We start from the raw sequence: 19699 nt of genomic DNA on the forward strand, positions 1-19699 counted from the left end.
CGATGGACCTGATGGTCGCCCCCACCCATCGGCGGCTGGCGGGCCGCGTCAAGAAGCTGACCCGGTTCGACCTCCTTCCCCCGCAACCGATTCAGGACGCCTACCTGCGCGGGCATACCGCGGGCGATCCGGTCGCCGAGCGTTTCGTCGCCGACACCTATCACGGCGAGATGGGCGGCAAGGCCGCCACCGAACTGCTGGATCGGGCGCTGCGCGAGGGTATTTCGGCCATCGACGACGCCCCCGAGTCGATGCGTGCGCTGTTCGCGGAGTTCGAGACGATTCCCGACTGGGTCGACCCGGAGCTGATCGAGGCCGGCGCCGCGGTGTGGCGCCGCTGGGGCTACAGCCTGGGCGCGGTCGGCAACGCCGGCACCATGGACACCTATACCGAAGCCTCCCTTGCCGTTCCGCTATCGCTGTCCGGCGGCTACGCCGGTGCCAGCGCGTTGCATCGCTACCTGGAGACCACACGCTGGTGGCTGGAGGTGTGCCAGCCCGGTGCGGTGCTGACCCCCGGTTCGACGGCACGCACGGTGTCACTCAAGGTTCGGGTGATGCACGTGTCGGTCCGGGCGCGGGTCGCCGACCACTCCGAATGGGACAGTGCGCGTTGGGGTCTGCCGATCAGCCAGACGGAGATGATGCTGACGCTGCTCGGCGGCAGCGTCGGACCGGCCTTCGGGCTGTTCGGTCTCGGCTTCCTGACCAGCCCGGCCGAGATGCGGGCGGTGCTGCATTTCAACCGCTACCTGGGCCACCTGGTCGGCTGCCGGGTCGATGACATGTACCCGGAGACCGTCGCGGACGGGCTGCGGCTGCTTTATTACTTCGACGCGACGCGCCAGCACGATTCGGGCGAACTCGGCCACGAGCTTGTCGAGGGCTTCGTCCCGTCCTGGGAACCGCCGGCCGACATGCGCGGCATCGCCCGGCTGCGAGCGAAGTACCACCTGCAGCTGCAAGCCGGATACACGCGGCTGTTCATGCTGCCGTGGAACCGCCGGCAGTACCGGCTGCCGAGCGGCCTGCCCGGGTTGGCGATCCTCGTCGGCCGGGCGCCGCTGATCGCAGCGATCGAGATCCTCCGGAGGCTGTCCCCCGCCATCGATCGCCGGTGGCAGACCGGGTCGATGCGACGGTGGCAGCGATGGCACGCCTGGCAGATCGGCCGGAAGGTCGAGGCCTTCGACGCGACCCAGGAGTTGCGCCGCTGACCTGCGAGGGCCTGTCGTGACGATCCTCACGCTCGCCCCGTGACGCACTTGTTCAACTCTTGCAAGCGCGGTACATTGTGCATATTACTGGCGAGTAACTTAGCTTCCGGGAAGCCGGATGGCGGGTCGCGCCAGTCGGGTTCTGACCAGCCCAAGCCCACCAATGACAAGAGTCGAACCACACAGAGGGATATTCAATGTCGCATTACCTCAGCAACCTGCGTGACCTGCAGTTCAACCTCTTCGAGCTGTTCAACGTCGACGAGGTGCTCAAGTCCGGCGAGTTCGGCGATCTCGACCACGACACCGTGCAGGAGATGCTGCGCGAGGTGAAGGCACTGTCCGAGGGCCCGCTCGCCGAGCCGTTCGCCGACACCGACCGCAACCCGCCGGTCTTCGATCCCGAGACCCACACCGTCTCCATCCCCGAGCCGTTCAAGAAGTCGGTCGCGACCTTCCAGGAGTCGGGCTGGGCGCTGACCGGCCTGAACGAGGAGCTGGGTGGCATCCCGGTGCCCGCGACCGTCAAGTGGGGCATCGCCGAGATGCTGCTGGGCGCCAACCCGCCGGCGTTCATGTACATGGCCGGCCCCGCCTTCGCCGAGGTGTTCTACAACAACGGCACCGACGAGCAGAAGGAATGGGCGAAGGTCATCGCCGAGCGCGGCTGGGGCGCCACCATGGTGCTCACCGAGCCCGACGCCGGCTCGGACGTCGGCGCCGGCCGCACCAAGGCCATCAAGCAGGATGACGGCAGCTGGCACATCGAGGGCGTGAAGCGCTTCATCACCTCGGCCGACTCGGACGATATGTTCGAGAACATCATGCACCTGGTGCTGGCCCGCCCCGAGGGCGCCGGACCGGGCACCAAGGGCCTGTCGCTGTTCTACGTCCCCAAGACGCACTTCGACTTCGAGACCCAGCAGTTCGGCGAGCGCAACGGCGTCTTCGTCACCAACGTCGAGCACAAGATGGGCATCAAGGCCTCGGCCACCTGTGAGCTGTCCTTCGGCCAGCACGGCGTCCCGGCCCAGGGCTGGCTCGTCGGCGAGATCCACAACGGCATTGCGCAGATGTTCGACGTCATCGAGCACGCGCGAATGATGGTGGGCACCAAGGCCATCTCGACCCTGTCGACCGGCTACCTGAACGCCCTGGCCTACGCCAAGGAGCGCGTGCAGGGTGCCGACCTCGTCCAGATGACCGACAAGGCCGCGCCGCGCGTGACCATCACGCACCACCCGGACGTGCGTCGCGCGCTGATGACACAGAAGGCCTACGCCGAGGGCCTGCGGGCGATCTACCTGTTCACCGCGTCGCACCAGGACCCGGTCGCGGCGAAGGTCGTCTCCGGCGCGGACGCCGACCTGGCGTTCAAGATCAACGACCTGCTGCTCCCGATCGTCAAGGGCGTCGGCTCCGAGCGCGCCTACGAGAAGCTCACCGAGTCGCTGCAGACCTTCGGCGGCTCCGGCTTCCTGCAGGACTACCCGCTCGAGCAGTACATCCGCGACTCGAAGATCGACTCGCTGTACGAGGGCACCACCGCCATCCAGGCGCAGGACTTCTTCTTCCGCAAGATCATCCGCGACAAGGGCCAGGCACTGGGCCACGTCGCCGGCCTGGTCAACGACTTCGTGACCACCGAGGGCGACAGCCGCCTCAAGGGTGAGCGCGAGCTGCTGAAGACCGCGCTGGAGGACGTGCAGGCGATGGCCGCCACCCTGACCGGCTACCTGATGGCCGCGCAGGAGCAGCCGTCCGAGCTGTATAAGGTCGGCACCGGTTCGGTGCGCTTCCTGATGAGCGTCGGCGATCTGCTGATCGGCTGGCTGCTGCAGCGTCAGGCCGAGATCGCGCTGGCCGCGCTCGACAACGGCGCCGAGGGCAGCGAGAAGGCGTTCTACGAGGGCAAGGTGGCCGTGTCCAGCTTCTTCGCGAAGAACATGCTGCCGCAGCTCACCTCGACTCGCGGCATCCTGGAGACCATCGACAACGAGCTGATGGAGCTCGACGAAGCCGCCTTCTGACCGGCCGTCAGACCCCACGGACAACGACAAACCCCGCAGATTTCTCTGCGGGGTTTGTCGTTGTAGATCGGGTCTGTACCGACGACTACTTCGGTGGCATCCGGATGCCGCCATCCACGCGGATGACCTCGGCGTTCATGTACGAGTTGGTGACCAGCTCGATGACCATCGAGGCGAGCTCGTCCGGCTGGCCCAGGCGGTGCGGGAACAGCACGCTCTCGCCCAGCTTGGCCTTGAACGCCTCCGACGCTTCGCCCTCGCCGTAGATCGGGGTGTCGATCAGGCCGGGGGCGACCGTGTTGACGCGGATGCCGGCGGCAGCCAGGTCGCGGGCGACCGGCAGGGTCATGCCGACGACGCCGCCCTTGGACGAGCTGTACGCGGCCTGACCGATCTGGCCGTCGAACGCCGCGACCGACGCCATCGACACGATCGCGCCCTTCTCGCCGCTCGCCGACGCCTCGTTGCGGCTCATCGCCGTCGCCGCGAGGCGGATGCAGTCGAACGTGCCGATCAGGTTGATGTTGATGACCTTCTTGTACAGGTCGAGGTTGTGCGCCGACTCGAACTGACCGTCCTTGCCGATGGTGCGCTGGGCCCAGCCGACACCGGCCGAGTTGACCAGCGTACGCAGCGGACCGAGCTCGGTGGCCTTGTTGACCGCGGCCTCGATCTGCTCGGTGTTGGTCACGTCGACGTTCACGAACGCGCCGCCGACCTCGGAGGCCAGCGCCTCACCCTTCTCTGCCTGCAGGTCGGCGATGACGACCTTGGCTCGCTTGGCCGCCAGCTGGCGGACCACCGCAGCGCCGATGCCCGAGGCACCGCCGGTGACAATTGCACTCGTATCTTTCAGATCCATGTGGGGCACATTACTTGTCTGCGTGCAGAGCGTTCGCTCGGGTCCACGGCCGTCACTACTGCATCGGGATACTCGGCCAGTCGTTCTTCACGGCCGGGTGAATCCGCTGCAGGCCGGTCTGGAACTGATCCGGCGACAGGGAGCCGAAGTTCAGCCCATTCGCGGCGGAGGAACCGAAACCCGAGACCGGGGTGCCGTAATACGTCAGCCGCCAGATCGTGCTCAGCGCGGCGGCGGTGAAGCAGGTCTTGTCCAGACACGGCACGCAGCGCTGATTCTCGCCGCAGCCGGCCACCACCGGGATCCCGAGAGTGTTCATGATCCGGTAGATGTTCTCGGTGTTGCCGCCGACCAATGCCACCGATCCCGGCCGGAGCGACTCCAGCGCTTGCGCAATGGGTGCGGCCGCCGCAACCGACGGCGTGCTCGGATCGCCATTGGGCAACTGCACGATCTGCAGCCCATGGTCGGCGGCCGTGTACGAGATCGTCTGCTTGGACCGCAGCGCGCTCGAGGCGAAGGCATTGGTGAACGGGACATCCCGCAGTGTGTCCGCGACCCCCTTCGCCCAGCGAATACCGTTGTCTGACAGCGGTAGTGCCGGATCGGTGATCACCGGCTCACCATGTTCGACGATGTACACGACGACAGGCTGGCGACTGATCGGCGGGGCGGCCTCCGCCGGGCCGATACGACTGACTGTCACTTGGAGCGCGAATGCGAGAACGAGCGACACCGCGATTGCTGCGACGCGGACGGAACGCGTGATGGTTGACGACACGGCGGCAGACGCTACGCCGGGCACATATGCAACGCGCACAGACGTTTCCGCTCACCGGGAGGACCGATGAGCGCTCCGCTCGTCACCGTCGCCGCAGATGCAGCGCGATCATCGGGACTGTCACCTGCAGCAGTTGCCGGGGCGAGACGGACGCCAACGGCTCGATCCGCAGCACATACCGCGAGAAGATGACGCCCGAGAGCACCGAAACGATCGCAGCGGTGTGCACCGACGCGTCAGGTCCGCCGATGTAGTCGGCGATCTGGCCGGCCAGCTCCTGGCTGAGGAACTCGGCCACACTCGCGCGGATCGTGGGGTCCCCGATGCTCTGTTCCAGCATCGCCACCAGCGGTCGGCGCGCGTCGGGGTTCTCCCACACCGTCAGCAATGTGGCGATCAAGCGTTCCGCGAGCTGTGCGGGCGAGGACGTCGGCCCGCTCTCCAGGACTCGCCCCACGACCGCGGGCGGCCGCAGTTCGAGGTGCATGACCTCGCCGAACAGCGCCTGTTTGGAACCGAAATAATAATTCACCATCGCGTGATCGACACCGGCCTCGCGCGCGATCGCGCGGACGGAGGTCGCCGTGTAGCCGCGCTCCAAAAAGCTTGCTGACGCGGCCTTGAGCAGACGATCACGAACATCGGAGGCTCCGGGCGGACGACCCGGCAAAGAATTCACCACTGTTGAATGGTGGCACACGATCGGCGCACGCTGCAGGCATGACCAAGCACACCATCACCCGTAGTCCGCAAGCACCGACGGCGCCGCATAAAGCGACGCTTCCGGTCATCCTGCTGGCATTGGCCACGGTGATCTCCGCGGTGAGTTCACTGATGGTCGCGTTGCCATCCATCGCGGTCCACACGCACGCGTCGCAGACCGAGCTGTCGTGGATCGTCGATGCCTATTCGCTGGCATTCGCCGCGCTGCTGCTTCCGGGCGGTGCACTCGGCGACCGCATCGGCCGCCGCCGTGTTCTGGTGGCGGGCATGGCGTTGTTCACGCTGGCGTCATTCGTCCCGCTGTTCACGTCGTCCCCCGACGTCCTGATCGCGGTGCGCGCCTGCCTCGGCGTGGCGGCCGCCATGGTCATGCCGGCGACCCTGTCCACGATCACCGCGAGTTTCCCTCCGCAGCAACGGGTGAAGGCGGTCGCCACCTGGGCCGGTGTCGCCGGCGCGGGCGCGATCTTCGGTCTCCTCACATCGGGCCTGCTGCTCGAGTGGTGGAGCTGGCGCTCGGTGTTCGTCGTGAGCGGCATCCTGGCCTTGGTCACTCTTTCGGGACACTCGCCTTCGTACCGGAATCCGCTGCGCCCGAGGATGCTTCGCGTGATCTGGTGGGCAGTATCGCATCGGTCGCCGGCCTCGGCGTGCTCGTCTACGCCATCATCGAGGGGCCGACCTACGGCTGGGCATCCACGCGCACCCTCGTCGGCCTCGCGGTAGGCGCCGTGCTGATCGGCTTGTTCCTCGCCTACGAGACTCGGGTCGAGCGGCCGTTGCTGGCGCCGCACTATTTCAAGATCCACGGCTTCTGGACCGGCACGCTCACCCTCGCGGCGCAGTTCTTCGCCTTCTTCGGATTCATCATGGTCTTCATGCAGGAGCTGCAGCTGCTGCGCGGCTACTCGGGGCTGGTCGCGGCCTGCGCGATGCTCCCGCTGGGTATCGGAATGATGCCCGCCGCACGCGGATTGGCGCCGCGGCTCGCCGCGAAGATGCCGGCCGCCCGGCTGAGCGCGATCGGCCTGACGCTGGCCGGTGTCGCGGTCGTCGGACTGTCGCAGGCGGACGCGGCGACGCCGTACTGGGCGATCGGAATCGGTCTGTGGGTGCTCGGCACCGGCTGCGGTCTGGCTATGCCGCCGGCGACCTCGGCGATCACCTCCGCCCTGCCGCCGGCCCAGCAGGGTGTCGCGTCGGCCATGAACGACCTGAGTCGCGAGCTCGGTGGCGCCATCGGGATCGCGGTGCTCTCCAGCGTGCTCGCCTCGACGTACCGCCACTCGCTCAACCTCGCGTCGGTGCCGGATCGGCTGCGCGGCATGGTCGAATCGTCGGGCGCCGCGGCCATGCACGCTCCCGCGCCGGCCATCCGGTCGATGGCGACCACCGCGTACTCCCAGGGCATCCAGGCGGCGATCCTGACCGCGGGCGTGGTGCTGCTCGTGGCCGCGGTCGCGATGCTGGTGACCAGCGTCGGCCGCACGAAGGACTGAACGAGCACTGACGCAACCGGGTGAAATACGGGTGGTGGAGGAGACTATCTCCTCCACCACCCGTATCGGCCACGGTTGCGGCGGCTCCTACAGAACTGCCGGGTCGACGTCCAACGTCGTCCGGTCCAGGCTTTCGAGCAGGTCGAACTGCGCTGCGGTGGTGGGCAACTCGTAGCGGAAGAAGTATCTGGCGGCGGCCCGCTTGCCGTCGTAGAAGTCGCCGGTCCGGTCACCGACCGCCAGCAGCTGCTCCAACCAGACCCAGGCGATGACGACGTGCCCGACGGCCTCCAGATAGATCGTGGCGTTCGCCAGCGCCAGCTCCGGATCGCCCGGCGCCCACAGCGCGACCGTCGTCGCCGCGACCCGGCCGAGCGCGGCACCCAGTTGACCGGCGTAGTCCGCGGCCTCGCCGCCGACCGGCTGGGCACGGTCGATCGTGTCGCCGATGACCTCGCCCAGCAGCGTCAGGCCGGCGCCGCCGTCCATGATCACCTTGCGGCCCAACAGATCCAGCCCGTGGATGCCGTGCGCGCCCTCGTGGATCGGATTGAGCCGATTGTCCCGGTAGTACTGCTCCACATCGAATTCACGCGTGTAGCCGTAGCCGCCGTGCACCTGAATGGCCAGCGAGTTGGCCTCCAGGCACCACTGCGACGGCCAGCTCTTCACGATCGGCGTCAGCGTTTCAAGCAGCAGATGCGCCCGGGCGCGGGCCGCCTCGTCGGGCGCGGTCTTCTCCTCGTCGACCAGCTTCGACGCATACAGGCCCAGCGCCAGCGCGCCCTCGACATACGACTTCTGCGCCAACAGCATTCGTCGCACATCGGGGTGCTCGATGATCGGGATGGGCGCGCTCGACGGGTCTTTGGCGATGACCGAGCGGCCCTGGGTGCGTTCCTTGGCGTACTGCAACGACGCCAGATAGCCCGCGTACCCGAGCGATGTCGCGAGGAACCCGACGCCGATCCGCGCCTCGTTCATCATGTGGAACATGTAGAACAGTCCGCGATGCGCCTCGCCCACCAGATACCCAACGGCCCCGGGTTCCGTTGTCGGCGAGTGCGTTCCATCGCCGAAGTTCAACAACGTATTGGTGGTGCCCCGGTTGCCCATCTTGTGATTGAGCCCGACCAGCGCCACGTCGTTGCGGGTGCCGTCGGCCAGGTACTTCGGGACGATGAACAGCGAGATCCCCTTGACGCCGGGCCCGCCGCCCGGCGCCTTGGCCAGCACCAGGTGCACGATGTTCTCGGTCAGCTCGTGCTCGCCGCCGGAGATCCACATCTTGGTGCCGGTGATCCGATAGCTGCCCGGATAGGCGCTGTCATCGGCGGCCGGCGTCGCCTTGGTGGTGATGTCGGCCAGCGATGACCCGGCCTGCGGCTCCGAGAGGCACATCGTGCCGAAGAACCGGCCCTCCAGCATCGGCCGAACCCAGGTGTCGATCTGCTCCGGCGTGCCGAACTCGACCAGCAGGTTGGCGTTGCCGACCGTCAGGAACGGATATGACGACGTCGCCGCGTTGGCCGCCTGGAAGAACGCCATCGAAGCCCGGCTGACCACTGAGGGCAGCTGCGCGCCGCCGAGCGACTCGTCGAAACCGGCCGCGGTCAGCCCGGCCTTGCTGAACTCCGCGAGCGCGGCCTCGACCTCCGGAATGATCTCGACCTTGCCGTCAGCCCCGACATGCGGCTCGTTCTGATCGGACTTCTTGTTGTGCGGCGCGAACAGCTTCTCAGCCATGTCGACGGACAGGTCGAGGACGGCGTCGAAAGTCTCGCGGGAATGCTCGGCGTAGCGCTCGCGCTCGGTCAGCCGGGCCACGTCCAGCCACTCGTAGAGGAGGAAATCGATATCGCGACGGGACATGTGATCGGCCATGGGCCGATTCTCACAGACCCGCCCAAGCGACGCGGGAGATGCCCCGGAACGAAAAAGCTCCGGGTGACCTGCCGGGTCGGGGGTCTGGCAGGTCAGCCGGAGCATCCTGTTTATATCTCGCCACTACCGGGGCGTTACAGGATCTTGAAAGAAATTTTGGACAAATTTTCGGCGGTCCCGCGAAGGCCGCGGGACCGCCGAAAACGTGCAGTTCAGAGCGTCGGGAATCAGCCCTCGATGATGGCCGTCACACCCTGACCGCCGGCGGCGCAGATCGACACCAGTGCGCGTCCGCCGCCGTTGGCCTTGATCTGCTTGGCCGCCTGGGCCACGATCCGGCCGCCGGTCGCGGCGAACGGGTGACCCGCCGCCAGCGACGAGCCGTTGACGTTCAGCTTGCTGCGATCGATCGAGCCGAGCGGCTTGTCCAGGCCGAGGCGCTCACGGCAGTACTCCTCCGACTCCCAGGCCGACAGGGTCGCCAGCACGACCGAGGCGAACGCCTCGTGGATCTCGTAGAAGTCGAAGTCCTGCAGGGTCAGGCCGTTGCGCTGGAGCAGCCGCGGCACGGCGTAGGTCGGCGCCATCAGTAGGCCGTCCGGACCGTTGACGTAGTCGACCGCGGCGGTCTCGACGTCACGCAGGTAGGCCAGCACCGGCAGGCCCTTCTCCTTCGCCCACTCGTCGGTCGCCAGCAGGACGGTCGAGGCGCCATCGGTGAGCGGGGTCGAGTTGCCGGCGGTCATGGTGGCGTCGCCGAGCGAGACACCGAAGACCGGCTTGAGGGTCGAGAGCTTCTCGACCGAGCTGCCCGGACGCAGGTTCTGGTCCCGAGTCAGACCCTGGAACGGGGTGATCAGGTCGTCGAAGAAGCCGGAGTCGTAAGCCTTGGCCATCTTCTGGTGGCTGGCGGCGGCGAGCTCGTCCTGGTCGGCGCGCTTGATGCCGAACTCCTTGGCCGTGATGGCGGCATGCTCGCCCATCGACAGGCCGGTGCGCGGCTCGCCGTTCTTGGGGATCTCGATGCCGAGCGCGCCGGGCAGCTTCAGCGCGTGCTTGAGCAGGTCGACCTTCGACTTGGCCCGGTTGATCTCCAGGAAGGTGCGGCGCAGGTCTTCGCTGACCCCGATCGGCGCATCCGAGGTGGTGTCGACGCCGCCGCCGATGCCCACGTCGTACTTGCCGGTGGCGATGGCGTCGGCGACGGCCGAGATCGCCTGCAGGCCGGTGCCGCAGGCCTGCTGCAGATCGAAGGCCGGGGTGTACGGCGACAGCGCCGACCCCAGCACCGATTCGCGGATGAGATTGAAATCACGGGAATGCTTGAGCACGGCACCGCCGGCGACCATGCCGAGCTGCTCGCCCTTGAGGTCGAAACGGCTGATCAGGCCGGACAGCGCGGCGGTGAACATGTCCTGGTTGCTGGCCTTGGCGTAGGCGCCGTCCTGCTTGGCGAACGGGATGCGGTTGCCGCCCAGAATGGCGACGGGCCGCACGGTCTTGCTCTTGCCGGCCGCTGTCTTGCTGGCGCCGGTTGCTTTGTTCTGGCTGGTTGCCATTGTGCATCTCCTGATTTTTCGGACTGCTCTTATGGCGTATTCTTACTCGCGAGTAAGTTCGTTGTCGAACCGGGCCCGCTCGCGCCGCAGCCAGCGGCGATCAGGCCCCTTCTCCTCCGAACCGCCCGCACCGAACGCCCCGCCGTTCACCCACAGCAAAGGATTCGCTCTCGTGGCAAACACCGATCTGTACTCGACCTTCGTCAAGTCCGGCCCCGGCTCCTTCCTGGCCAGCCAGCTCGGCCTCCCGCAGCCGCCGACCCTGCGCCGCTACAAGCCGGGCGCCCCCGCTCTGGCCGGTCCGGTCATCCTCGGCGGTCAGGGCCGCCTGGTCGAGCCGCTGCGCGAACTGCTCACCGGCGCCGGCTACGAGCTGGTTGTGAACAACGTGGGCGCCCGCGGCGCCGACAAGTTCGGCGGCATCGTCTTCGACGCCACCGGCATCACCAAGTCGGCCGAGCTCGAGCAGCTGTACGAGTTCTTCAAGCCGACCCTGCGCAGCACCGCCGGCAGCGCGCGTTTCGTCGTCATCGGCACCACGCCGGAGCAGACCAAGACCGCCGACGAGCAGATCGCGCAGCGCGCGCTCGAGGGCTTCACCCGCTCGCTCGGCAAGGAGCTGCGCGGCGGCGCCACCGCCCAGCTGGTGTACGTCTCGCCGAAGGCCAAGACCGGCCTGTCGGGCGTCGAGTCGACCGTCCGCTTCCTACTCTCGGCCAAGTCGGCGTATGTCGACGCACAGGTGATCCGCATCGGTGACGCCGATTCGACCGCTCCCGAGAACTGGGACAAGCCGCTGGCCGGCAAGGTCGCCGTGGTGACCGGCGCCGCCCGCGGCATCGGCGCAACCATCGCCGAGGTCCTGGCCCGCGACGGCGCCCACGTCATCGCCGCCGACATTCCGGCCGCCGGTGAGGCGCTGTCGGCCACCGCCAACAAGGTCGGCGGTACTGCCTTCCCGATCGACGTCACCGCCGACGATGCCGGCGCCAAGCTCGCCGAGCACGCCCTGGAGCGGCACGGCGGCATCGACATCATCGTCAACAACGCCGGCATCACCCGCGACAAGCTGCTCGCCAACATGGACGACGCCCGCTGGAACGCGGTCATCGGCGTGAATCTCATTGCGCCGCAGAAGCTGGTCGACGACCTGGTCGCCAAGAAGGCCCTGCGCTCGGGCGGCGCGGTCATCGACGTCTCGTCGATCGCCGGCATCGCGGGCAACCGCGGCCAGACCAACTACGGCACCTCCAAGGCCGGTGTCATCGGTCTGGTCGATGCCTACGCGCCGATCCTGGCCAAGAGCGGCATCACCATCAACGCCGTCGCACCGGGCTTCATCGAGACCGCGATGACCGCGGCCATCCCGCTCGCCACCCGTGAGGTCGGCCGCCGGATGAACTCGCTGCAGCAGGGCGGCCAGACCGTCGACGTCGCCGAGACCGTGGCGTACTTCGCCAGCCCGGCGTCGAATGCGGTCACCGGCAACGTGGTGCGCGTCTGCGGCCAGAGCCTGCTGGGTGCCTGACATGGCCAAGAAGGTGACGCTCCAGGACGTTTCGACCCTGGACATCTACGGCAAGGCCGCGCTCGGGATGCTTCCCGGGCTCGGCAAGCCCGCGTCGCAGCCGGCGTCGGTGCAGCTGCCCGACACGGTGTTCTCGATCCGCGGGCTGAAGGTCGACCAGAACAATCTGCGCGACTACGCACTGGTGACGAGCCTGCCCTACGGCGACACACTGCCGCTGTTCTACCCGTTCACGCTGCAGTTCCCGCTGATGATGAGCTCGATGGTGGCCAGCGATTTCCCGTTCCGGGCGATCGGCTCGGTGCACCTGTCGAACTCGATGCGGCGCCTGCGGCCGATCTCGGTCACCGAGCCGCTGGACATCGACACCCGCACGACCAACCTGCGCGAGCACCGCAAGGGCATGCTGTTCGACGTCGTCTCGGAGATCCGGGTCGGCCAGGAGCTGGTGTGCGAGCAGACGTCGACGATCCTGTCGCAGCAGCGCACCAGCCTTTCGGGTGGCGAGCGGCCTGCGCCGCCGGTCGAGCATCGGCCCCCGCCCCCGGATGTGGTTCTGGCGCCCAACCTTTCGCTGATCCGCAAGTATGCGGCGGCCAGCGGTGACCGGAACCCCATCCACATGGGCAACCTGCCGGCCAAGGCGCTCGGCTTCAATCGGGCGATCGCACACGGCGCCTGGAGCGCCGCGGCGATCCTCGCCAGCGTGGAGGGGCAGCTGCCCGACGCCGTTCGCTACGACGTGCAGTTCGGTCGGCCGATGTTCCTCCCGGCCAAGGTCAACGGCTACGTCAAGCCGGTTGAGGGCGGCTTCGACGTGTCGATCCTCGACCGCAAGAAGGGGTTCCCGCATCTGACGGGAACCATTCGGGGAGAATAGTTTTCAGACGGTCCCGCCCCGCCCTCGGCGGCGAGGCGGGACCGCACCCCACATCCGACTCAGCACCAGGAGGCAGCCATGGCCGGCGGAACCAAACGGCTGCCCCGCGCCGTCCGCGAGCAGCAGATGCTCGACGCGGCGGTGAAAGTCTTTTCCGCCAACGGCTTCCGCGAGGCGTCCATGGACGCGATCGCCGCCGAGGCTGACATCAGCAAGCCCATGCTGTACCTGTACTACGGCTCCAAGGACGAACTGTTCGGCGCCTGCGTACAGCGCGAGGGCGCCCGCTTCTTCGAGGCGTTGCAGCCCGGATTCAGCCCGTCGCTCAAGCAGCGCGACCAGGCCCGCACCGTCATCATGGGCTTCCTGCAGTTCGTCGACGCGAACCGCGAGGCCTGGCGGGTGCTATACCGGGTCGCCACCGGTCAAGCCGCATTCGCCACGCTGGCCGCCGCCACCCGCCGGCAGATGATCGATATGGTCGCCGGGCTGATCCGCCGCGGCACCACGACGCCGCATACCGACGCGGAATACGAGCTGATGGCCATCGCCCTGGTCGGCGCAGGCGAGGCGGTCGCCGACCGAATCTCCGAGGGAGACATCAGCATCGACGCCGCCACCGAGATGATGACGTCGCTGATCTGGCGCGGCCTCTCCGGTGATCGCAGGGATCGCGCCGACCACGAATCCTGAGAGAATTCGCGGGTAGTTGCGCAAGACGCAGGTCAAAAGCGTTGTAGCGCAATTCTTGTCAGACCCTTCTGGCACGCTTATGCCATGTCCGAAATCGTGCTGCCACCACGTACTGCAGCGCATGATCACCTCGACGAGGCACTGTCGGTCGGCGAGCTGATCGACGTCGCCGGCTACACCGACCGCGTCCGCGCGGCCGCCGACTACCGGCTGCTGCACGTCATCTCCCGCATCCATGAGCACCGCGAAGACCAGTACGTCGCCCGCCTTGCCGAGCAAGCACCATCAACCGAGGCCGTCAGCGTCGCACAGGTCCAGTCCCCACGAGACAAGTACGGCCCCAACGGCCTCGAACAAGCGATCGCCGACGTCGGCGCAGCGCTGTGCATCACTTCGCACCGCGCCAAGAAGCTGCTCGCCACCGCCTCGGCCGCGCGCTACCGGTTGCCCGAGACCGCGTACGCACTGGCCGACGCCATCATCGACCTCGACAGGTTCATCAGCGCAGTAAGTCGCACCAATCTCGTCAGCCATGATGCGATCCGTTCGCTGGACCACGACCTCGCCCGGGAGCTCTTCGATCGAGGTCCGATGTCGACGCAGCGATTCCAGACCCTGATCGATCAGCTGATCCATCGACACGACCCCGACGCCGTCCGCCGCCGCGCAGCGCGCACGGATGACGACCGCAACATCGCCATCGGCACCGATCGCTTCACCGGAGGTCAGGCTCGCATCAGCGGCACCCTGCCCCAGATTCAGGCCGCGATCATCGACGCGCGCCTGGATGCGATGGCCAAAGAAGTCCACACCGCTGACGGTCGCACCCTCAAACAGCGGCGAGCCGACGCCTATGTCGCTCTGGCCCAAGGGCATCAGCATCTCGAATGCCGCTGCGACGACTGCCGATCCGCCCAGGTGCCCGCGCCCGCAGCCGTCACAACATCGGCGCCGTCCTGCGGCCACCCCACACGTCCGTACCTGCATGTGGTGGTGAACCTGTCGACGCTGATCGGGCTCGACGACGATCCCGCCTACCTCGACGGTCAGGGACTGATCGACGCCGACACCGCACGAGCCCTGCTCATCGAAGCGAGACGGTCCTACATCCATCCCACGCAACCGAATATCGACGCGCCCGACCGGAGGTACCGCCCCTCCCGGAAGCTACGCGCCCTGATCCAGGCCGGCGAGATCTGCTGTCAATTCCCGGGTTGCAATAATCCAGTCGGCCGATCCGACCTCGACCATCAACGGGCATTCGCGGCCGGGGGCAAGACGACCCGTTCGAACATCGGCCCACTCTGCCGTTTTCATCACAGACTCAAGACTTTTGGGCATTGGCAGCAATACCAGGACCTTTGGAACACGACTGTCTTCACGAGCCCCGACGGCCACCGTTACGCCGGCAATGCCTACACCGGCACCGACATCTTCAGCGCCATCAGCCGCGAGCCAAGCGACCGGCCGCCAACGCACCCGACTCGAAGCCGGTTCGATCAACAGCGGGAAGCAACACGCACGAAACAACGACAGGCACAACAACGCTGGGAGCAACAGCACCCGCCGCCGTTCTGAGTCCTAGGCCAGGCGCGTGGTGTAGTTTGGGTCCCACTTGGTGATATGCGGGCCCAGTTCCTGAAGGAACTTCGCGACGTGCGGCGTCTTACCATGGGCGGCAAGCGCTTCCGGGCTCTCCCAGTGTGCATGGTCGGATTGCACCAGACCGTGACGCGCCGCCAGGCGCACGAATCCCATTCATCGGGCCGGCGGACCGAGATCGTCGGAGACCGCCTACTTTCCGGCTTGGTAGTGCGCGACACGAAGTCCGAGGATGTTCGCGACTCGCTCCGACGCTGCGGTCAAGGCGCCGACAACCTTCTCTGCCGTGAGGTTCGCTCGCGTGGCGGGATCCAGGCGGATCTGCACCTGATGCGAGGGGACACCCGCATCGTTGAAAGCGACTGGAGCGACCAAGAATTCAGCATCGATGTAGGGGTTCGCTACGTCGGCCGGAACGAACTGCAGGGTCGCCATCGTCAGAAGCTGCGTCAGGCGAGACGCTGCGAACCTGTCGGCAGCGACTGCGTCCATGACCTGGCTGAGGCGATCACGCAGTGACGGCGCGGACTCGTGCAGACGCCATAGGCCGTAGCCGCGGTCATGAACGCCGGCGAGCGCCGCCAATTGCTCGGCGATATCCGAGTCCGAGAGCTTCGGCTCCACCGACTGAAGCCATGATTCGATCTGCGGCGGCCCGGACCAGGCCATCGCGACGATGCCATACGGTGGCGTCAGCGGAAAGCGTTGCCCCGGAACGAAATCACCATCATGCGCGAGTCCGGCGATGTTCGTCACCACGAGCGAATCGGGTTCGATCTGACTCAAGGAGCAACTGGCGCCGAGGACAGAATGGAGATCCTGGACCACGCGATCGCCCGCACCGAGGAGCGGGTAGCGCTTGCGCAAGCCCTCGGCGACCGGCAATAGGCCGCTGCCGAGATGCCACCGACGATCGACGTCACGCGTCAGCACTCCGAGATGGTGCAGCTCGTTCATGATCAGGGCGCAGGTCGACGTCGTGATGCCGCACCTGCGTGCGATGTCCGCGGCGGTCAAGCCACCGTCCGGCTCAGATACGGCGTTCAGCACATCAATCACGCGGCGCGTGGGCGGCGACCCAGTGGCGCCGGACTCGGTGGTGGCCATTGCGCCCTTCACGTCGTTGCCTTAGCTTGGCGATATTCCAACTATATGAATTCAGGTTCCTAATATTAGGAGATTACATGACAGCGATCAAGGTGGGGCTCTGGGGACCGGGATCGATGGGCGTCGTGGCATTGCGTGGCGTCATCGATCACCCGACGCTGCAGCTCACAGATCTGGTCGTCCACAGCCCGAACAAGGTCGGCGTCGACGCCGGGCGGCTGGCCGGCACCGACGACACCGGCATCGCTGCCACGGACTCGCCGGATCAATTGCTGACCGGCGATGCGGATGTGATCGTCTACGCAGCCGCGGCGAATCTGCGACCGGCCGACGCGATCGGTGACATGGAACGGATCTTGCGTGCCGGCAAAGACGTCGTGTCCTGTTCAGTTGTGCCACTGGTGTATCCGAATGCCGTGGTATCAGAAATGACCACCGGACTACGCGACGCCGCCGAGGCCGGCGGCTCGTCATTCTTCACTTCGGGCATCGATACCGGGTTCGCCAACGATGTTCTCCCGCTGGCTCTGACCGGGGTATCACGCATGATCGAGACCATCACGGTGACCGAAATGTTCAATTACGCAACCTATCCCGACCGGCAAGCGATCTACGAAGTGCTCGGGTTCGGGCAGCTGGCGGAGTTCGAAGCCTTCGCGGCACTGCCCGGGATGTTCACATTCGGCTGGGGACCGGTGCTGCACCAGCTCGCCGATGGGCTCGGCGTCGAGATCGAACGCATCGAAGAATCGATCGAACGGCGACTCGCCGATGAGAGCTTTCGAACACCCACCGGAGTCATCGAGCGCGGCACCGTCGGGGCAATGCGGTCCACACTCCAGGGCTTCGTCAATGGTCGCCCCGCCATCGTCCTGGATCACGTCACGCGCATGCACGACGACCTCGCGCCGGACTGGCCGCAACCGAATATTCGTATGCAGCCCAACGATCTCGGCTTCGGCGGCGCCTCGGGCCGGGGTCTCTACCGTGTCGAGATCGAGGGGTCGCCGTCAATGCGATGCGAATTCGAGATGGCCGAGGACGGTGACCACGACCTCGGTGCGCGCATCGCGGGGGCCTCGCGGTTGGTCAACGCCATACCCGCCGTTCACGCGGCGCCGCCAGGGCTGCTCAGCGCGCTCGATCTACCGCAGATCTTCGGCCGGTCAACAATGAACGTCTCGCGCGGGATCAGTCCCGACAGTCGCAGACTTCCGCAATAGCTCGTAGTTCATCAGCCGGAACAAGTGATCTTGCCCTTGGCGCGCAGCACCCGCACCACCGACGCATCGACCTGTGCCTGCGGCAGTCGGCCGGCAGTGACCGCAGCGGTCAACGCATCGAGTACTGCCGGCACCTGCTTGGTGCTCAGCCACAGCGCCTGATCAGCCCCCGCCTCGAGCGCCATCGGCACCGCCTCGGTGATCGGGTGCTGGGCGCTGATCGCCGCCATGCCGGACAGGTCGTCGGTGAAGATGGGCCCGCCGAACGGGCGGCCGCCGTACCCGGTTCCGTTGCGCAGCAATCGCATTGCGTCCGGGCTGATGCTCGCCGGGGTGTCCGGGCCCGTCAGCCCGGGCACGATCAGATGCCCGACCATCACCGCGGACCAGTCGGGCGCCGACGGCATCGCCGAGTCAGGCCCGATCAACGTCTTGTACGGCAGCAGGTCGTCGGCGATCAGCGACGACAGCGGCGGCGTCCGCACGGTGCCGGTATGAGAATCCCCGCTGCCGTGCCCATGCCCGGGAAAGTGCTTGAACACCGGCATGATTCCGGCGTCGCGCAGTCCCTGCGCGAAGGCTCCGGCGTACTTGGTGACGGTCGACGGGTCGTTGCTGAAGGAGCGGTCGCCGATCACTTCATCATCCGGCTCGTCGCTGACGTCGGAGTCGGGCGCGAAATCGACGGTGATGCCCAGGTTCTTCATCTTCAGACCCATGTCCTTGGCCATCGAGCGCACCTGGTCCGGGGTGCGGGTCGCCGCGAGGGTGCGCGGCGCCGGGGTCACGATCCCCAGCTGGGTCAGCCGATTCACCCGACCGCCCTCCTGGTCGATGGTGACGGTCAGCGGCAACGTCGACTGCGCGGCAATCTCTTTCAGCGGGGCGCCGAGCATCGACATGTCGGTCCAGCTGCCGATGAAGATCCCGCCGATCCCCTGATCCTGCACGACCGCCCGCGCATCGGCGGCGCCGGTAACGCCGACGACCAGCAGCTGCGCCAGTTTGCGGCGCAGCGGCATCGTCCGCAACACGTCGGCCCCGCACGCCGCGACCGGAGCCGCCGACGATGATGGAGCGCTCGACGTGGGACTCGAACTGCTCGACGCGACCGACACCGGCGAGTCCTTTCCGGAACATCCGGCCAAGACGGCGGCCATCGCGGCCATAACGACGATCGATCGGCGGGTACTCACCCGCAGCACGCTGGCAGTTCTCATAAATACCCATCTTTCAGGTGTTATGTGGGTCACTATTCCGGAGTATCGTTGAAGCCAGCTGTAAGCGCTTGCGGGAGGCGTGCCCCATGACATCCGACACCATCATGATCGCCTACGACGGCAGCCAGAATGCCGAACGTGCGATCGGCTATGCAGCGCGGTTCCTTCGCGCGAAACGAACCTATGTAGTCACCGCGTGGGAATCGGGCAGCCATCAGGCGGCCCGACTCTCGTCATTGGCCGGCGGAATGCAGCCGGCGATGTCGTCGGAGTATGACGTCGCGGTCGATGACGAGCTGCGCATCGAGGCCGCCGAGATCAACAACCGCGGCGTGCATCAGGCGCACGACGCGGGCATGACGGCGGAGGGGCGCCTCGTCGAGGTCTCCACCACCGTCTGGTCAGCGCTGGTCGACATGGCCGACGAGCTCGACGTCGATCTGCTGGTCACCGGAACCCGGGGCGCGTCCGGATTCAAGGCGCTGCTGCATTCGAGCACCGCGGAAGCGGTCCTGAAGCACTGCCACCGGCCGGTGTTCATCGTTCCCGCATGCTGCACCGGCACCTCGGCCGCCGCGCCCGACTTGCATTCGAGCGCGCAGCCGCAGGCGTAGGACGAGAGCGACGTCACTCGGGCATCGCGGGCACGGACACTTCCGCAGTCGTAGATGGTAGTTTCGGCAGCTATGACCAAGCAGCGCCTCATCGCCGGAGCGATCGCCGGGATCCTCGGCGTGATCGTGGCCATCGCTGCGGTCTTCTTGATCGGTGCCATCGCGTCCAATAGCAGCCCGGCCACCAATCAGATCAAGTTCGATCCGAAGAACGGCGCCCTGCAGGGCACGGTCCAGTACGGCACTCGCACCAATCCCGGGGTCAACAGCTGACGCA

Annotated in this window: 18 protein-coding genes; 11 read left to right on the forward strand and 7 right to left on the reverse strand. The window is 66.7% G+C overall.

Annotated elements, in window-relative coordinates; translation table 11 throughout:
* Positions 1-2: 2 nt before the first annotated feature.
* Together G341_RS0105745 and G341_RS0105750 are read left to right on the forward strand one after the other, a co-directional pair.
* The gene (locus G341_RS0105745; protein ID WP_018178159.1) at positions 3-1217 is read left to right on the forward strand and encodes an oxygenase MpaB family protein; all 1215 of its coding nucleotides are present in this window, start codon (positions 3-5) and stop codon (positions 1215-1217) included.
* Positions 1218-1414: 197 nt separating this feature from the next.
* Entirely contained in the window at positions 1415-3247 is a 1833-nt protein-coding gene (locus G341_RS0105750) for an acyl-CoA dehydrogenase (protein ID WP_018178160.1), read from the forward strand.
* A gap of 85 nt (positions 3248-3332) precedes the next feature.
* On the opposite strand, the gene G341_RS0105755 is transcribed toward G341_RS0105750, so the two are convergent.
* The 3 genes from G341_RS0105755 to G341_RS0105765 all read right to left on the reverse strand — a co-directional run bounded on the left by G341_RS0105755 (position 3333) and on the right by G341_RS0105765 (position 5572).
* Complete coding sequence (locus tag G341_RS0105755) at positions 3333-4109, reverse strand: SDR family NAD(P)-dependent oxidoreductase (protein ID WP_018178161.1); 777 nt, start codon at positions 4107-4109, stop codon at positions 3333-3335.
* Between the two features lie 55 nt (positions 4110-4164).
* Positions 4165-4890, reverse strand: a complete 726-nt coding sequence (locus G341_RS0105760; protein ID WP_162140702.1) for a histidine phosphatase family protein — start codon at positions 4888-4890, stop codon at positions 4165-4167.
* An 82-nt stretch (positions 4891-4972) separates the two neighbouring features.
* Positions 4973-5572 (reverse strand): TetR/AcrR family transcriptional regulator, encoded by a 600-nt coding sequence (locus G341_RS0105765; RefSeq protein WP_162140703.1) that lies wholly within the window; start codon positions 5570-5572, stop codon positions 4973-4975.
* Positions 5573-5610: 38 nt separating this feature from the next.
* Between G341_RS0105765 and G341_RS24010 the strand changes: the two genes are divergently transcribed.
* Together G341_RS24010 and G341_RS24015 are read left to right on the forward strand one after the other, a co-directional pair.
* On the forward strand, positions 5611-6339 hold the full coding sequence (locus G341_RS24010) for an MFS transporter (protein WP_222836583.1): 729 nt from the start codon (positions 5611-5613) through the stop codon (positions 6337-6339).
* Positions 6231-7112, forward strand: coding sequence for an MFS transporter (locus G341_RS24015; protein ID WP_222836584.1), 882 nt, complete (start codon positions 6231-6233; stop codon positions 7110-7112). The genes G341_RS24010 and G341_RS24015 overlap by 109 nt, the downstream gene beginning before the upstream one ends.
* Before the next feature lie 87 nt (positions 7113-7199).
* On the opposite strand, the gene G341_RS0105775 is transcribed toward G341_RS24015, so the two are convergent.
* Entirely contained in the window at positions 7200-8996 is a 1797-nt protein-coding gene (locus G341_RS0105775) for an acyl-CoA dehydrogenase (protein ID WP_018178164.1), read from the reverse strand.
* Positions 8997-9223: 227 nt separating this feature from the next.
* Positions 9224-10555, reverse strand: a complete 1332-nt coding sequence (locus tag G341_RS0105780; RefSeq protein ID WP_018178165.1) for an acetyl-CoA C-acetyltransferase — start codon at positions 10553-10555, stop codon at positions 9224-9226.
* 172 nt (positions 10556-10727) lie between these two features.
* On the opposite strand from G341_RS0105780, the gene G341_RS0105790 reads away from it, so the two are divergent.
* The 4 genes from G341_RS0105790 to G341_RS0105805 all read left to right on the forward strand — a co-directional run bounded on the left by G341_RS0105790 (position 10728) and on the right by G341_RS0105805 (position 15234).
* On the forward strand, positions 10728-12083 hold the full coding sequence (locus G341_RS0105790) for a 3-oxoacyl-ACP reductase (protein ID WP_018178167.1): 1356 nt from the start codon (positions 10728-10730) through the stop codon (positions 12081-12083).
* 1 nt (position 12084) lies between these two features.
* Positions 12085-12963 (forward strand): MaoC/PaaZ C-terminal domain-containing protein, encoded by an 879-nt coding sequence (locus tag G341_RS0105795; protein WP_026303292.1) that lies wholly within the window; start codon positions 12085-12087, stop codon positions 12961-12963.
* 78 nt (positions 12964-13041) lie between these two features.
* Complete coding sequence (locus G341_RS0105800) at positions 13042-13656, forward strand: TetR/AcrR family transcriptional regulator (RefSeq protein ID WP_018178169.1); 615 nt, start codon at positions 13042-13044, stop codon at positions 13654-13656.
* Between the two features lie 84 nt (positions 13657-13740).
* Positions 13741-15234 carry an HNH endonuclease signature motif containing protein gene (locus tag G341_RS0105805; RefSeq protein ID WP_018178170.1) on the forward strand — a complete coding sequence of 498 codons (1494 nt, stop codon included), beginning with the start codon at positions 13741-13743 and terminating at the stop codon, positions 15232-15234.
* Between the two features lie 216 nt (positions 15235-15450).
* On the opposite strand, the gene G341_RS21160 is transcribed toward G341_RS0105805, so the two are convergent.
* Positions 15451-16377 carry a helix-turn-helix domain-containing protein gene (locus tag G341_RS21160; RefSeq protein ID WP_155826800.1) on the reverse strand — a complete coding sequence of 309 codons (927 nt, stop codon included), beginning with the start codon at positions 16375-16377 and terminating at the stop codon, positions 15451-15453.
* 65 nt (positions 16378-16442) lie between these two features.
* Here G341_RS21160 and G341_RS0105820 point away from each other — a divergent pair, with 65 nt between their 5' ends.
* Complete coding sequence (locus tag G341_RS0105820) at positions 16443-17588, forward strand: NAD(P)H-dependent amine dehydrogenase family protein (protein ID WP_018178173.1); 1146 nt, start codon at positions 16443-16445, stop codon at positions 17586-17588.
* Positions 17589-17599: 11 nt separating this feature from the next.
* Here G341_RS0105820 and G341_RS0105825 read toward each other — a convergent pair whose 3' ends face one another.
* The gene (locus G341_RS0105825; protein ID WP_281171101.1) at positions 17600-18808 is read right to left on the reverse strand and encodes a glycoside hydrolase family 3 N-terminal domain-containing protein; all 1209 of its coding nucleotides are present in this window, start codon (positions 18806-18808) and stop codon (positions 17600-17602) included.
* An 86-nt stretch (positions 18809-18894) separates the two neighbouring features.
* On the opposite strand from G341_RS0105825, the gene G341_RS0105830 reads away from it, so the two are divergent.
* The gene (locus tag G341_RS0105830; RefSeq protein WP_018178175.1) at positions 18895-19422 is read left to right on the forward strand and encodes a universal stress protein; all 528 of its coding nucleotides are present in this window, start codon (positions 18895-18897) and stop codon (positions 19420-19422) included.
* Positions 19423-19494: 72 nt separating this feature from the next.
* Complete coding sequence (locus G341_RS0105835; protein ID WP_018178176.1) at positions 19495-19695, forward strand: DUF2613 domain-containing protein; 201 nt, start codon at positions 19495-19497, stop codon at positions 19693-19695.
* The last annotated feature ends 4 nt before the right edge of the window (positions 19696-19699 follow it).

The sequence above is a fragment of the Jongsikchunia kroppenstedtii DSM 45133 genome, assembly GCF_000380485.1.
GTDB classification, from domain to species: domain Bacteria; phylum Actinomycetota; class Actinomycetes; order Mycobacteriales; family Mycobacteriaceae; genus Jongsikchunia; species Jongsikchunia kroppenstedtii.

Bases quoted from the DNA above. Each gene is read 5' to 3' on its own strand.
- G341_RS0105745 (WP_018178159.1), top strand. From the start codon at position 3: ATGGACCTGATGGTCGCCCCCACCCATCGGCGGCTGGCGGGCCGCGTC.
- G341_RS0105750 (WP_018178160.1), top strand. From the start codon at position 1,415: ATGTCGCATTACCTCAGCAACCTGCGTGACCTGCAGTTCAACCTCTTC.
- G341_RS0105755 (WP_018178161.1), bottom strand. From the start codon at position 4,109: ATGGATCTGAAAGATACGAGTGCAATTGTCACCGGCGGTGCCTCGGGC.
- G341_RS24010 (WP_222836583.1), top strand. From the start codon at position 5,611: ATGACCAAGCACACCATCACCCGTAGTCCGCAAGCACCGACGGCGCCG.
- G341_RS0105775 (WP_018178164.1), bottom strand. From the start codon at position 8,996: ATGGCCGATCACATGTCCCGTCGCGATATCGATTTCCTCCTCTACGAG.
- G341_RS0105780 (WP_018178165.1), bottom strand. From the start codon at position 10,555: ATGGCAACCAGCCAGAACAAAGCAACCGGCGCCAGCAAGACAGCGGCC.
- G341_RS0105795 (WP_026303292.1), top strand. From the start codon at position 12,085: ATGGCCAAGAAGGTGACGCTCCAGGACGTTTCGACCCTGGACATCTAC.
- G341_RS0105800 (WP_018178169.1), top strand. From the start codon at position 13,042: ATGGCCGGCGGAACCAAACGGCTGCCCCGCGCCGTCCGCGAGCAGCAG.
- G341_RS0105805 (WP_018178170.1), top strand. From the start codon at position 13,741: ATGTCCGAAATCGTGCTGCCACCACGTACTGCAGCGCATGATCACCTC.
- G341_RS0105820 (WP_018178173.1), top strand. From the start codon at position 16,443: ATGACAGCGATCAAGGTGGGGCTCTGGGGACCGGGATCGATGGGCGTC.
- G341_RS0105825 (WP_281171101.1), bottom strand. From the start codon at position 18,808: ATGAGAACTGCCAGCGTGCTGCGGGTGAGTACCCGCCGATCGATCGTC.
- G341_RS0105830 (WP_018178175.1), top strand. From the start codon at position 18,895: ATGACATCCGACACCATCATGATCGCCTACGACGGCAGCCAGAATGCC.
- G341_RS0105835 (WP_018178176.1), top strand. From the start codon at position 19,495: ATGACCAAGCAGCGCCTCATCGCCGGAGCGATCGCCGGGATCCTCGGC.